The sequence below is a fragment of the Bacteroidales bacterium genome (assembly GCA_016709865.1).
In the GTDB taxonomy this organism is placed as follows: Bacteria; Bacteroidota; Bacteroidia; order Bacteroidales; family VadinHA17; genus LD21.
In genome coordinates this window covers 1,111,670-1,125,847 of the sequence record JADJLX010000005.1, presented here as the reverse complement: position 1 = coordinate 1,125,847, position 14,178 = coordinate 1,111,670, and the positions used below count along the sequence as shown (strand labels likewise).

General features: G+C 40.2%; 7 protein-coding genes. 4 read left to right on the top strand and 3 right to left on the bottom strand.

Translation table 11 applies throughout. The annotated features are described in order from the left end of the window. Positions 1-20 precede the first annotated feature (20 nt). From IPJ16_13250 to feoB, 3 genes are all read left to right on the top strand, one after another. Positions 21-4,184, top strand: a complete 4,164-nt coding sequence (locus IPJ16_13250; protein ID MBK7628138.1) for a PAS domain S-box protein — start codon at positions 21-23, stop codon at positions 4,182-4,184. A gap of 307 nt (positions 4,185-4,491) precedes the next feature. Then, positions 4,492-5,106 (top strand): YhcH/YjgK/YiaL family protein, encoded by a 615-nt coding sequence (locus IPJ16_13245; GenBank protein MBK7628137.1) that lies wholly within the window; start codon positions 4,492-4,494, stop codon positions 5,104-5,106. A 143-nt stretch (positions 5,107-5,249) separates the two neighbouring features. After that, the gene (feoB, locus tag IPJ16_13240) at positions 5,250-7,706 is read left to right on the top strand and encodes a ferrous iron transport protein B (GenBank protein ID MBK7628136.1); all 2,457 of its coding nucleotides are present in this window, start codon (positions 5,250-5,252) and stop codon (positions 7,704-7,706) included. Between the two features lie 95 nt (positions 7,707-7,801). Here feoB and IPJ16_13235 read toward each other — a convergent pair whose 3' ends face one another. From IPJ16_13235 to IPJ16_13225, 3 genes are all read right to left on the bottom strand, one after another. Continuing rightward, complete coding sequence (locus IPJ16_13235) at positions 7,802-9,991, bottom strand: GH92 family glycosyl hydrolase (protein MBK7628135.1); 2,190 nt, start codon at positions 9,989-9,991, stop codon at positions 7,802-7,804. Positions 9,992-10,116: 125 nt separating this feature from the next. Further along, a complete protein-coding gene (locus IPJ16_13230; protein ID MBK7628134.1) occupies positions 10,117-10,260 on the bottom strand; it encodes a hypothetical protein in 144 nt (47 codons plus the stop codon). 104 nt (positions 10,261-10,364) lie between these two features. After that, positions 10,365-11,717 (bottom strand): transglutaminase domain-containing protein, encoded by a 1,353-nt coding sequence (locus IPJ16_13225; protein MBK7628133.1) that lies wholly within the window; start codon positions 11,715-11,717, stop codon positions 10,365-10,367. 122 nt (positions 11,718-11,839) lie between these two features. On the opposite strand from IPJ16_13225, the gene IPJ16_13220 reads away from it, so the two are divergent. After that, positions 11,840-14,074 (top strand): GH92 family glycosyl hydrolase, encoded by a 2,235-nt coding sequence (locus IPJ16_13220; protein ID MBK7628132.1) that lies wholly within the window; start codon positions 11,840-11,842, stop codon positions 14,072-14,074. The last annotated feature ends 104 nt before the right edge of the window (positions 14,075-14,178 follow it).

Genomic DNA, 14,178 nt, shown 5'->3' with positions numbered 1-14,178 from the left:
TATAACCGAATTATTGATTTATGGAAAAACGACATGTAAAAATCCTTGCTATTGATGATAGTATGGATAATCTTAGTGAACTCAGGAATTTGTTGTATGAGGCTTTTCCTGATGCATTGTATTTGTCGGCCAATTCTAGCTTGCAGGGATTGGAGATTTGCCAAAAGGAATACCCTGATGTTATCCTGCTCGACATCTCTATGCCTGGATTGAATGGATTTGAGGTCTGTTCAAGACTTAAGTCAAATGAAAGCCTGAGGCATATCCCTATAATAATGTTAATATCAGACAATTCTGATAAGAAGAGCAGAGCATACGCACTTGAGGCAGGAGTCCAGGCATTCCTGCGTAGTCCGGTAGATGGATCAGAACTTAAGGCACAGATCAAGTTAATATTAAGGATCAGGGAATCTGAGGATTTAAAAAGTGAAGAGAAGCAACGGCTTGAAGACATGGTTCTTGACCGTACTGCAGCCCTTGAAATTGAGCTTGCCGACAGGAAAAAAGCAGAGAACAAACTGATTCTTTCTTTGGATAAGATAACCAGGAACAGGCAGGCTATTATGAACCTCATGGAAGACCTGAAAGAAGAGATGGCTGTGCGTAAAAAAACAGAAGAAAATCTACAGTCTGAACGCAATTTGTTAAGAACTCTTATTGATAATATTCCTGATACCATTTATGTTTTTGACAGTGAATGCAGGAAAATAATTGCTAACAGGGCCGACGTGGAAATTACCGGATGTAAGTCAGAAGAGGATCTTATTGGTAAAACAGATTTGGAAATCTATCCGGGGGAGACTGGTAACCGTTTCTATTCTGACAGCATGAGTGTTGTTAAGACTGGTATACCAAAGATTGATAAAATTGAAGAGTTCGTTAACAGTAACGGTGAAATCAGGTATCTGACTACTACGCAATATCCATTGTTTAACGCAAATGGTAAATGTGAGGGATTAGTCGGGATCGGTCACGATATTACTAATCGTAAGTTAGCTGAACAGGAACTTGAAGCCAAGAACAGGGAACTTAGTTTTCTCAATACACTTGCTTTCGAACTCACTCAGCTTTCGCTGACAGATAATATCAATGAGTTCCTTGCTAAAAAGATTAAAGAGTTTTCTGAAGCTTTTATTGTCGTTTCACTTGACTATTTACCCGAGAAGAAGGCTATTCAGATCAGACACATAGAGACTAATCAGGAAGTGATTAATAAGGTATCAAATTCTTTAGGACTGAAGTATTTTGAGTCTCTGATTCCTGTACCGGAGGAAAAAATTGATTTTATCCTGCGGGAATACTTTGCTGTAGCAGATTCTTTAAAAGAACTTTCATTTGGACAGGTGTCAGATATTACGGATAAAGTAATAAAAAAAGTTACAGGTATCGATCGTTTCTATGCGATTGCTAACGTGATTGGAGGAGAATTTTTTGGGACTACTATGCTCGGTTTTAAAAAAGGTACCGTTGCACCCAGAAAAGAAGTTTTGATTGCATTTGCACGGTTAGCCGCCACAACCATCCAAAGCAGAAGATCTGAGCAGAAACTTAAAACGAGTGAGGAAAAGTACAGGCTTCTTATTGAAAACCAGGGAGAAGGAGTTGGAATTGTTGATCTTGAGGAAAAGTTTGTTTTCGCCAATCCGGCTGCTGAGGAGATGCTGGGTGTGGAAAAGGGAGGCCTGCTTAACCGCAATCTGCTGGATTTTGTGAAACCTGAATACATACCTGTAATTAAGCGGGAGACACGGAAAAGAACCAAAGATAAAAAATCCACATACGAGATTGATATTATCCGTCCTAACGGAGAGCAGAGAACATTGCTTATTACTGCAACCCCCCAATTTTCAAAAAATAACCTGCTTACAGGTACATTTGGTGTTTTTAGGGATATTACTGACAGAAAGAATGCTGAACTGGAAATAGTGAAAAAACAGGAATTCATTGAAAAAATTCTGGAGAATTCACCAATAGGATTTGCAGTTAACAAAATAGATGATGGTTCAATAGTTTACGTAGGAAGCAGGTTTGAGGAGATTTATGGAGTTCCGAGGGGTAGTTTAAAATCTGTAGGTGAATTTTTCGACATTGTATATGTAGATTCTGTACAAAGAGAGAAAATGCGCGAGAGAACTATTAAAGATATAACTTCCAGCGATCCATTAAAAATGAGGTGGGAGGATATCGAAATTACAACACGAAACGGAGAACTGAAATATGTTACAGCAATCAATATCCCGCTTTATGAACAGAACTTAATGATATCTACGGTTCAGGATGTTACGGCAAGAAATATATCTGAGAAGGCACTAAAGGAGAGTTATGAATTTAATAATTCATTACTCACCACTATCCCGTTTGGAATGGATATAGTTGATGAGAACGGAACTGTTTTGTTTCAGAGCGCTAACTTTCATCAATTGTTTGGCAATAAAGCAATTGGAAATAAATGCTGGGAACTTTACCGCGACGATAAGAGACAGTGTACTGATTGCCCGTTATTTAAGGGAATTAAGATAGGCAAGACAGAAAATTATGAATCAAAAGGTGTGCTGGGTAATAAAATCTTCAATATAAGTCATACAGGTATTTTATTCCGGGGTAAAAAAGCGATGCTCGAAATCTTCATAGATATTACCGAGCGAAAGATCATGGAACAGAAAATAATCGAGTCTGAGGCTTATTACAGGACGCTGGTGGATATCTCACCTGACGGAATAATTATAACCAACCTTGAAGGAAATGTTGCATATGGTTCGAAGAAAGCCTATGAAATCTTCGGGATTCCTGCGGGTGAAAATGTAACAAATACATCTATTCTCAGATGGCTTGCACCGGATTCTAAGAATGCTATAATGGAACGTGTTTTGGAAATTATGAAGGGAAATATCGCACCTGAAACCCGTGAATATAAATTAAGACGGTTTGATGATTCACTGTTCTGGGGTGAAATCTCATCGTCACCTTTGCTGGATAAAGAAGGAAATCCTTTATCGTTAATTATAGTATGCAGAGATATTTCAGATCGTAAAAAAGCTGAATATGAACTAATTAAGTCTAAAGAGAAAGCTGAAGAGAGCGACAGGCTGAAGACAGCGTTTCTTCATAACATTTCTCATGAGATAAGGACCCCTATGAATGCCATAATAGGATTCACATCGATGCTTAATGAACCTGATCTGGATAAGGATTCTCAGACATCATACATCGATATTATTACAAAGAGCAGTAATCACCTTCTTTCGATAGTAACTGACATTATTGAAATTTCAAATATTGAAGCGGGGATCCTTAAGCTAAATACTAAAATAGTCAACCTGAATTCTGTTATAAGAAATCTTTACAATCAGTTCCTTCCCGGTACAGAACAAAAGAATCTGGAATTCCTGGTTTCCCACGGTTTAAACGATAGCGAGGCAAATGTTTTAACTGATGGAGCTAAACTAACGCAGGTATTATCCAGCTTGCTTAGTAACGCTGTAAAGTTTACTAATAGCGGCAGGATTGTAATGGGTTATAAAGTCAACTTAAATAATTTGGAATTTTTTGTTCAAGACTCAGGGATCGGAATTAGCGGAGATCAATTCTCTAAGATATTCGAGCGATTCTATCAGGTAGAGAGTACTATATCCCGTCAATATGAGGGTACCGGACTGGGACTTTCAATATCAAAGGCTTATATTGAGCTGCTTGGAGGTAGTATCTGGCTTTCTTCTGAACCCGGGAACGGATCAACTTTCTTTTTTACAATACCCTGCAAAGGGGCAGAAGGATATGTTAGAGATGAAGCTGAAAACAACAAGAGGATTATCCCGCATAGTATAGCTAACAAGACTGTGTTGGTGGCCGAAGATGAAGAAAATAATTTCAGGTTGATAGTCGAACTGCTTTCTCATTTAAACCTGAAAATTATTCACGCAGTTAATGGAAGTGAGGCGGTTGAAATATGTAAGTCAAATAATAGTATCGATCTGGTTATAATGGATATAAAGATGCCTCTCATGGATGGATATGAGGCAACGTCTATTCTTAAAAGAAGAAACCCTTTGTTGCCGGTTATCGCACAAACAGCATTTGTATTAGAATCAGACAGGGATAAAATCCTCGCCTCAGGCTTCGACGATTATATTTCAAAACCTGTCAAAAAAGATGTCTTGATTGCTATGGTGAAGAATTATTTATAATGGTCATTCGATAGTCATTCAATAGTCATTCAATTGTCATTCAATTGTCCTTCAATAGTCATTCAATTGTCCTTCAATAGTCATTCGATAGTCACTCGATAGTAGAACAATTAATGACAATTAATGACAACCGAATGACGGCAAAGCCAAATGACGCGCGGAGCGCAAATGACGCGAAGCAAATGACAGCGCAGCAAATGACACCTGATTTGCCAGACTAATCTTAAATTATTTTCTATTTGATTAGAAATAATTATTGTCTAGTTTTGAAATTCATAATTCTAATACTGAAATTAACCGTTTCATTATGAAAAACATATTTATAAAAATCATGGTAATAACTGGCTTTCTTGGAATTTTCGGTTGTAAAAGTTCAACAGATCCTGCTACCTGGAGCAGTGAAAAAATTGATAAATGGTTCGAAAAAGGTGAATGGCGAAACGGATGGAACATTACTCCTGACGGTTCAATAAACAGAAAAGAATTTGCTGTTTCCTATTTCAAAAACAGGGAGAGATGGGATAAGGCATTTACCTTCCTTAAATCTAACGACCTCTCAAAGCTTGAGATAAAAAGATATGAAATTGACGGGGACAATGTTTTTGCTCCTGTAAGTGAGTATCTGAGTAAGAATGAGGAAGATGCAAAATTTGAAGCTCATAAGAAATATATTGATATTCAGTATGTTATAATCGGTGTTGAGCAGATGAGCGTCGCCCCCTATTCAGCATTGGACTCAATTACTGTGCCTTATGATCCGGCTAAAGAGGTTGAATTCATGACAGTTAAAGAGAGTAAGCATTTCAAGGCTACCCAGGAAAACTTCTTTATTTTCTTTCCATCGGATATTCACAGACCGGGTTTAAAAATCGGTGAGAATACGATGATTAAGAAGATTGTGGTTAAGGTGAAAGTTGACTGAAAATGTTGCTGGGTGCTGGGTGCTAGTTGCTAGGTGCTGGGTGCTCAGAACCCAGTACCTAGTACCCAGTACCCAGTACCAAGTACCAATGAATTGAACAATAACTGTTTTCCGGGGTTATGTTTAAGTATTGAGAATATCAGATGACTACACTATACGATCTTGCTGAGGGAGAAGAGGGGATTATTCTGAAGATCAAGGGGCGGGGACAATTCAGACAGCGATTATCAGAAATGGGATTTGTCGTTGGCAAGAAGGTTTCCGTTATAAAGAAAGCACCACTTCGCGACCCGATTGAATATATGATAATGGGTTATCATATCTCGCTGAGAAACAGCGAGGCTCAACTCATTGAGGTCGACAGGGGAAACAATTCGAAAGATCTGAATGCATCCCGGGGTGTTCTTTTCAGCGACGACGAGAACACAGGCTGGCTCGAAAAAAGCAAGCATATACAGATTGCTCTTGTCGGTAATCCAAATTCTGGCAAAACAACTCTTTTCAATTATGCTTCCGGCTCTAAGGAGAAGGTTGGCAATTATGCCGGTGTTACTGTAGACTCGAAGGAGGCACGTTATAAACAATCAGGTTATACATTCTCTATTGTAGACTTGCCAGGTACTTATTCACTTAAAAGCTATTCTCCTGAAGAGATCTATCTGCGTAATTATATCTTTGATAATAAGCCTGATATAGTTGTAAATATTGTAGATGCTTCCAACCTCGAACGAAACCTCTATCTGACAACACAGCTGATCGACATGGGCATTCAGGTGGTAATCGCCCTTAATATGTACGATGAACTGGAGAAGAAGGGCGATGTGCTTGATTATGTTTCGCTTGGAAAATTATTCGGGGTCCCGATTATACCAACAGTCAGTTCAAAAGGTAAAGGCATAAAGGATCTCTTTAACAAAATAATTGAGGTCTATGAGAACAGGGAACCAATTGTAAGGCATATCCATATTAACTATGGAACAGAAATAGAGAATTCAATCTGCGCAATTCAGTCAAAAATAAAGATCGAAGAGAACCGTGTATTCACAAATATTGTCTCAGCCCGATACCTTGCAATTGAATTACTTGAAAACGATAAGGAGTTCTCCAACAGCATAACACGCTGCACAAACTCCATGGAGATAATCCAGACAGCCAGAAAGGAATACCTTAAACTCGAAAAGCTTTTTTCAGACCCTGTAGAGACTGTCATCACCGACCTTAGATACGGGTTTATTTCAGGGGCTTTGAAAGAGACTCTTAAATTAAATAAAGTTGAGAGGTTAAGAAAGACCAAGGTTATTGATAATTATTTGACAAACAGGTATTTAGGTATTCCAATTTTTGTCTTTTTTATGTGGCTTACCTTCTATGCTACATTTAAACTTGGAGGCTATCCCAAATACTGGCTTGAGGTTGGGACCGGTTTGCTCTCAGAATTCATAACCGGTATTCTTAATCCCGGAATAGTAAGAGATTTTCTTGTCGAAGGTATTGTAGGAGGCGTAGGTGGTATAGTGGTCTTCCTTCCTAATATTATTATTCTGTTTCTATTTATTTCATTCATGGAAGATACCGGTTATATGGCCAGGGCAGTCTTCATAATGGATAAGATTATGCATAAGATCGGCCTGCATGGCAAGTCATTCATTCCGCTTTTTATGGGATTCGGATGTAATGTTCCTGCTATAATGGCAACAAGGATAATCGAGAGCAAGCGCGACAGGATGATTACAATGCTGATTACACCATTCATGTCGTGCAGTGCCAGGTTGCCGGTTTATATCCTGTTTATCAGTGCTTTCTTTGCAAAAAATCAGGGTACAGTGTTATTCCTTCTGTATGTTCTCGGGATGATTTTCGCAATTCTTTCTGCTCTGTTATTAAAGAGAGTCTTCTTTAAATCAGCAGAGATCCCCTTTGTAATGGAGCTTCCTCCATACAGGGTGCCAACTGTCAGAAGTATACTGAAACATGTATTATTCAGAACCGGTTTATACTTTAAAAAGATTGGCGGAGTTATATTGATCGCTTCTGTAATAGTCTGGATATTAAGTAATTTTCCCAGGAACATTCAGCACTCAAAAGATTTTTCAGATGAAATTTCAAGGATAGAAAAGAGCGAATTATCAGTTCAGCAGAAATCAGAATCTGTTAATGAACTACTGCTCGAACAAAAAGGTGAGAAGCAGAGCCAGTCATTTATGGGAATTATCGGACGCTCAATTGAGCCGGTTATGAAGCCCCTTGGATTTGACTGGCGGCTAAGTGTGAGTATTCTTTCAGGTTTAGCAGCTAAAGAGGTTGTTGTAAGTACCCTGGGAGTCATTTTTCAGGTTGATAATGATTCAGGCAAAACATCACTTGTGGAAAAAATACAGACTCAGAAAAGTCCTGATGGAAAAATTCTTTTCACTCCACTTATTGCCTTTTCTTTTATGCTTTTCATCCTGACATATTTCCCATGTGTAAGTGTTGTAGCAGCAATAAAACGCGAGTCAGGCAGCTGGAAATGGGCTGCATTTGTAGTAGTCTATACAACATCTATTGCCTGGCTGCTGTCCTTCACAGTATTTCAGGTTGGGAGCCTGATCCTTGGTTAGTTTCTCTCTTTATTGTGTTGCCCCCTGCCCCCTAAAGGGGGTTCTGAAAGTCCCCTTTAGGGGATTTAGGGGCTCATAAAAGGAGGAACATTGATTTATCTGACAGGGGGTCTTGAATCCAATTGAAAAGTGAATCTGCTTCCTTTTACAATCTCTTCATGAGTGATAAACCAGTTATTAAACCTGCCGCCATCTTTTGTTATGACCCTGATATATTTGCTGTTAGCCTCTTTCTTAACTGAACTAATCAGGAAGATCTTATTGCCCGGTAGAAGAATCTTAACCTCGTCAAAGGATGGAGTTGTGATAATATACTGATTTGAAACAGGGCACACAGGATATAAACCCATCATTGAGAATACCAGCCATGCCGACATTTGTCCGGCATCTTCATTGCCGCTTAATCCGCCCGGACCGGTTCCATATTCTTCAGCAATGATTTTACTTACCCATTCCTGTGTTTTCTCAGGCTTGCCCGCCATTGCAAAGATGTAAGCTGCCTGGTGATCTGTCTCATTACCATGCCAGTAGTGACCTTTATCGAAGAACTCATTAAGCTTTGAGATGAAATTTTCATTACCACCCATTGCCTGAATGAGTCCGGGAATATCATGCGGAACATACCATGTATACTGAAACGGGGTTCCTTCACAAATGAAGCTTGCTTTTTTATACGGGTCAAATGGCTCTATCCATTTTCCGTCGGCATAGCGGCCTCTGACAAATCCTGTCTGACTGTCAAAAACATTCCTCCAGTTTTCCGAGCGCTTTTTCAGAGTACTCAGATCCTCTGTTTTGCCCAGAGCTTCAGCGAATCTTGAAAGGGCATAGTCGTCGAAAGCATACTCAAGTGTCCGCGAGACCTGTTCTCTGCGGTGGAATGCATCCCACACACTGTCTTCGAGAGGTATATATCCGTATTTCAAATAGCTCTGCAGTGCCCTGCGGCCTTTGCCATCCTTATAGTCGGCAACAGGTGGTGTTTCAAACGCATTCCGGCGCATATAATTCCAGGCAGTCTCAGTATCAAAATCCTTAATGCCCTTCATATATGCATCTGCAATTGTTGTACTTACATGGTCGCCTATCATAGCTGCAGTGTAGTTAGACCATGCAGGGAAGATTGGCATCCATCCGCCCTGACTGGCTTTAAATACAAGAGACTTAACCATATCGAGAGTCCTCTGAGGCTCGAGGATTGTCATAAGCGGGTGCAATGCCCTGTAGGTATCCCACATCGAGAAATCGTCGTAATAATCAAATCCTACTGCCTTATGTATTAGCGTATCCTGAGCAAAGCCCTGGTAGCTGCCATCAATATCGCTGGCTATACGGGGAAGCTGATAGCAATGGTACAATGCAGTATAGAATTTGATCAAGTCCTCCTCGCTTCCTCCCTTTACCTGGACTTTCCCAAGAGTTTGATTCCATACATCTTCTGTTTTCTTACGGAGTGTTTCAAAGTCCCAGCCCGGGATCTCTTTGTCAAGATTGTTTGCTGCAGCTTCAATGCTGGTAAATGATGTACCTATACGGACATTAATTACCTTCTCAGATTTAAAACCAACTACTAACTGCTGGTTGGTCTGAAGCTGTGAAATTGATTGAAAAGGTTTATCAAATCTGATAACAAAATATCCACTGAATCCTGCCGACTCTCCTTTACCCTGGTATATTCTGTGCACGGGATTATATCCTCTTATCTCATTGTTCTCCTCATCGAACCAGACTTTTCCAACTTTCTCATCGCTGTTCATTCTTATAAGAACATACCCGGGAGCTTTACCATTGAAGGTGAATCGTATCATTCCTGAACGTACCGATCCGGTCAGTTCTGCAAGTGTGCCGGAATTATCAAGAAGCAGGCTGTAATAAGCAGGAGTGGAGATCTCATTTTTATGGTTGAATTTTGAAACGGGGTTACGGCTCAGAGTGTCGGGTTTTGCTGTTGTAAAAGGCATGAGTGTGATGCTGCCATAATCCTGGGTACAGCTTCCGCTCATCCAGTGACTGCCGCGGAAACCGGTGATATACTTGTCGTTATAGTAATACGGGGAAACGCATTTATCTTCAGTTGTCCTGGTCTCGGGTGTCCATTGTGTCATACCAGACGGTCTGCCCACAGCAGGGAAATTCTGACCCTTGTCTTCTGATGCAGATTCGCTGTGTTTCATAGCACTAACCGTGCGTGCGGGACCAGTGCCAATGAGGGGGTCAACGTATTTTATTGGCAGTTGTGCTGAAGCAGCAACAGGGAACAGAAGGAAAAAAATAAATTGTTTCATAAAGTGTTGAATATATGACAGATAAGTTTCCCCACCTTTTGAAGGAGGGGTGGCCGCAGTAAAATTATGATTTGTTTTTGTAAAGCTAATTTGCGGCCGGGGTGGTTGATTATTTATCCTTGTTTTCATCTTTTAGTATTTTGAGATATTCCCTTAAAATCAACCACCCCGGCCGGGAAATCTAACTTCGTAAATATCAGATAATCAGCACTCCCGTCCACCCCTCCTTCAAAAGGAGGGGAAATTTTTCTAAACAGTTTCTCATTCATCCCAATACCTTATTTTTACGACTATGCATCAGAGGGGGCCTATTATATATTCTTATTCATGACATTTTGCCTTTGCGCCATTACGCCCTTACGCCTTTGAGCCTTTATTTTTCATACTCAATCTTCATATTATAATCCCACTTATCGAAATAGAGATTTCCGCCGTTCCATTCAACTTCTCCTCTCTGAAAATCAAATGGTTCGCTGCGCATGAACTTCTTGGCAGGGTAAAGAAGGCCTGAAATGCCATCATTTACAATCATCCTGTAGGAATCTATTCCGGAAACAAAGAATTCCTTAATTTCTTTGACATCAGATGCCTGAAGGTCATAAGAGACATCGGCAGGTACCCAGCCAACGCCCTCATAATACACCTCGCACCAGTCGTGCAGGTTCTTATCACCAGGGGGTACCTTCCATCCGCTCTGCCACCTCACCGGAATACCTTTGTATCTGAGCATAGACATGAACAGAAATGTCTGCATACCGCAATCTCCTCTTCTGTTTAGATATACATACTCGGGAATATTCGGCATGATGGAATATTCAAGAGCGCCAGTCCATGGAATATTTTCCTTGAACCATAAGTAGATCTTTCTAACTGTTTCAGAAGGAAGATCATCAGGTGAAGATATTGTATCTGCTAGCCTCTTAATATTGTCGGTAAAACATATGTGAGGAAGCTGTTCCGAAGTGTACTTTTTATAGATTTCTGTTGACTTATCATAAGGAAGTATTTTTTCCTTATCCAGATTAAAATACTGACCAGAAGAGAGATATGTAAATGTTGCTACAAATATGGTAGGTTTTCCCTTAGAAGCTTTGTTTTCCATATACAGCGTCCGGTGAATTGCAGAATCTGGTGCGATAACATAATCCTTCTGTGAAGTATTTAACAGTACAGGGTTTTTCTGGCGCTGATGTCCCTCTTTGGGAAAAGGCATCCAGCAGCGTATAGTTTCACCCTCTGGTACAGCGTCGGGAAGTACAGTAATTGTATATGTTATCTTAAGCTGAACTGGTATAACCGGATCGTTGTTATTTTCAGATGCCTTTAGAATTTCTTCAGTGTGCTTTTTCCGCAGGACCATTTCCGGATCTGCTGCAATTTCCAGAAGTCTCTTATCTTTTTCCTCATAGAATTTTTTAATCAGAAACAGATTGGAAACAGCCCTGTTGAAATACATCTTTTTGCCGTCAATAAGCTTCCATTCAAGCCAGCCGTTTTCTTCCCAGAATGATTTGTCAACATCTGAGTACTTGCCTGTTCTTTCTTTAATTGCCTCAATAGCTTTCTCTTCACTTAATGAAAAATCAAGCCTTATCCTTTCATCAATCTGTTTTAAAGAATCTGAATTTGAAACAGTATTCCAGAGTTTATTCTGATCTGCAGAGGGCCCACATCCTGACAATAATATGCAGACAACGGGGAATAGTAACGACCTAAAGTAAATCATATTCTTTCTTTTCAATCAATCAAAGTTAAATTAATCTTTCATTCAATAAAATTAGATTTGGGTAGAATTTGGTTGAGGTAAAAATGTAAATTTACCATGTTGGTAATCTATATTAAAGTTATATGAAAAGTAAACTATTCTTTCTGATTGTTATTTGCTTTCCAATCCTGGTATCATGCTCTGAAAAAGGCTCAGATCCTGTTGATTATGTTAATCCAAACATCGGAGGTATCAGCCAGTTGCTTGAGACAACTGTACCGCTTGTGAATCTGCCTAACAGCATGATGCGTATTCATCGTTTGCCGGGAGGGTACCAGGCTGAGAAGATCTCCGGATTTCCTTTTATTTTATGCGGACACAGAAATGGAACTGCAGGGCTGTTAATGCCGACATCAGGAGATGTTTCAAACGACAGGCGCTCATGGCAGAGTTATTATGATCATGATTATGAGGTCTGTACACCGTATTATTATTCAGTATGGCTCGAAGATCCGGATGTAAACCTCGAGTTCACTGTTGCGGAGAAGTCTTCATTTTACCAGATTGCATGGAACAAAAAAGATAAGAAAAATCTGATGCTGGGTGTAACAACTACCGGTTCATTTAAAGTGACAGACAATAACACTGTGGAAGGATTTGAGATCTACAGTAATAAAATCAGGGTTTACTTTTATTTAAAAACAGACAAGAGTTTTTCGGCTGATACAAGCCGCAGCAGTGGTCAGGGATCACGTCCGTCTGTTGCTCTGACATTCGATGTTAAGGAGAAAGAGAAGGTTGGAGTTAAGATGGGTGTGTCATTTGTTGATGCAGAGCAGGCAAAGAAAAATCTTGAAAATGAGATTCCTGAATGGAATTTTGAGGCGCTAAAGTCAAATGGTAAGAAAGCATGGAATGAAGCACTTGGCAAAATAGAAGTAGAAGGCGGGACTGAAGATCAGAAAACTGTCTTTTATACAGCATTATACCGCACTTATGAGAGAATGACAAATATCTCTGAGGATGGCCGCTACTACAGCGGTTTCGACGATGCGGTACATAATGATAATGATACTGTGTTTTATAACGACGACTGGATGTGGGATACTTACAGGGCTGCACATCCCCTGCATGCAATGATCAATCCTGAACTGGAAGGAGTGAAAATTCAATCTTATGTCCGGATGTATGAACAGGGAGGTTGGATGCCTTCATTTCCGATTCTTTACGGAGATAATCCATGTATGAATGGTCACCATTCCGCTGCAATTATTGCTGATGCATGGTTTAAGGGGATCAGAAATTTTGACATAGAAAAAGCTTATGAAGGCCTGAAAAAGAATGCGATGGAAGCAACTATGCTTCCATGGAGAAATGGTCCGATGTGCTCACTTGATACATTTTATCTTGAAAAAGGGTATTATCCGGCACTCAGCATTGGTGAAACTGAAACAGTTGCTGCAGTGCATTCTTTTGAAAAAAGACAGGCAGTCGCAATAACTCTGGCTCATAGCTATGATGACTGGTGCCTGGCACAACTTGCCAGGTCGCTTAATAAACAAGGTGATTATGAGTACTTCATGAAAAGATCTCAGAACTTTAAGAATCTCTTCAATAAGGAAACAGGATTTTTTGAACCACGTACTGCTGATGGTAACTGGGTGGAAGGTTTCAATGTAAAGCATTCAGGGGGAATGGGAAACCGCGACTATTATGATGAGAACAACGGCTGGACCTATCTTTGGGATGTACAGCATGATGTTTCCGGCCTGATAAGTCTGCTCGGCGGAAGAGAAAAATTTACTGCAAAGCTTGATCAGTTATTCATGGAAGGTCTTGGAATGAGCAAGTACGCATACCTTGGACAATTCCCTGATGCTACAGGTCAGGTTGGCCAGTTTGTTATGGGTAATGAACCAAGTCTTCATATACCATATTTATACAACTATTCCGGTGCCCCGTGGAAAACACAGAAACGTATCAGGATGCTGCTTGATACCTGGTTCCCTAATACACCTTTTGGTATACCGGGCGATGAGGATGGCGGTGGTCTTTCAGGATTTGTGGTATTCTCAAGTATGGGATTTTATCCTGTAACACCCGGGATTCCTGCATTTAATATTGGAAGTCCGGTATTTACTGAAGTGGTTGTTGACCTGCAGAATAATAATAAGTTCAAAGTTATTGCGAAGAAGAGCAGCAGGGAGAACAAGTATATTCAAAGTGCAAAGCTCAATGGCAAAGAATGGAATAAACCCTGGTTCAGCTGGGATGATATTAAGGACGGAGGAGAGTTGGTTCTGGAGATGGGCCCGAAACCGAATTACACCTGGGGTGCAGCTTTGGAGGATGCGCCGCCTTCGGGAATACGTGACTAAGGGATTAATTACTCCGTGTAATCTCCGTGTAATCTGTGTCTCCGTGGTTAAAAAACACAGAGCGTATAGCGTATAGCGTATAGCGTATAGCAGACCTGAACAAA

Excerpts from the sequence above, each read along its gene's own strand:
- IPJ16_13250 (MBK7628138.1), top strand. The coding sequence starts at position 21 with ATGGAAAAACGACATGTAAAAATCCTTGCTATTGATGATAGTATGGAT.
- IPJ16_13245 (MBK7628137.1), top strand. The coding sequence starts at position 4,492 with ATGAAAAACATATTTATAAAAATCATGGTAATAACTGGCTTTCTTGGA.
- feoB (MBK7628136.1), top strand. The coding sequence starts at position 5,250 with ATGACTACACTATACGATCTTGCTGAGGGAGAAGAGGGGATTATTCTG.
- IPJ16_13235 (MBK7628135.1), bottom strand. The coding sequence starts at position 9,991 with ATGAAACAATTTATTTTTTTCCTTCTGTTCCCTGTTGCTGCTTCAGCA.
- IPJ16_13230 (MBK7628134.1), bottom strand. The coding sequence starts at position 10,260 with ATGAATGAGAAACTGTTTAGAAAAATTTCCCCTCCTTTTGAAGGAGGG.
- IPJ16_13225 (MBK7628133.1), bottom strand. The coding sequence starts at position 11,717 with ATGATTTACTTTAGGTCGTTACTATTCCCCGTTGTCTGCATATTATTG.
- IPJ16_13220 (MBK7628132.1), top strand. The coding sequence starts at position 11,840 with ATGAAAAGTAAACTATTCTTTCTGATTGTTATTTGCTTTCCAATCCTG.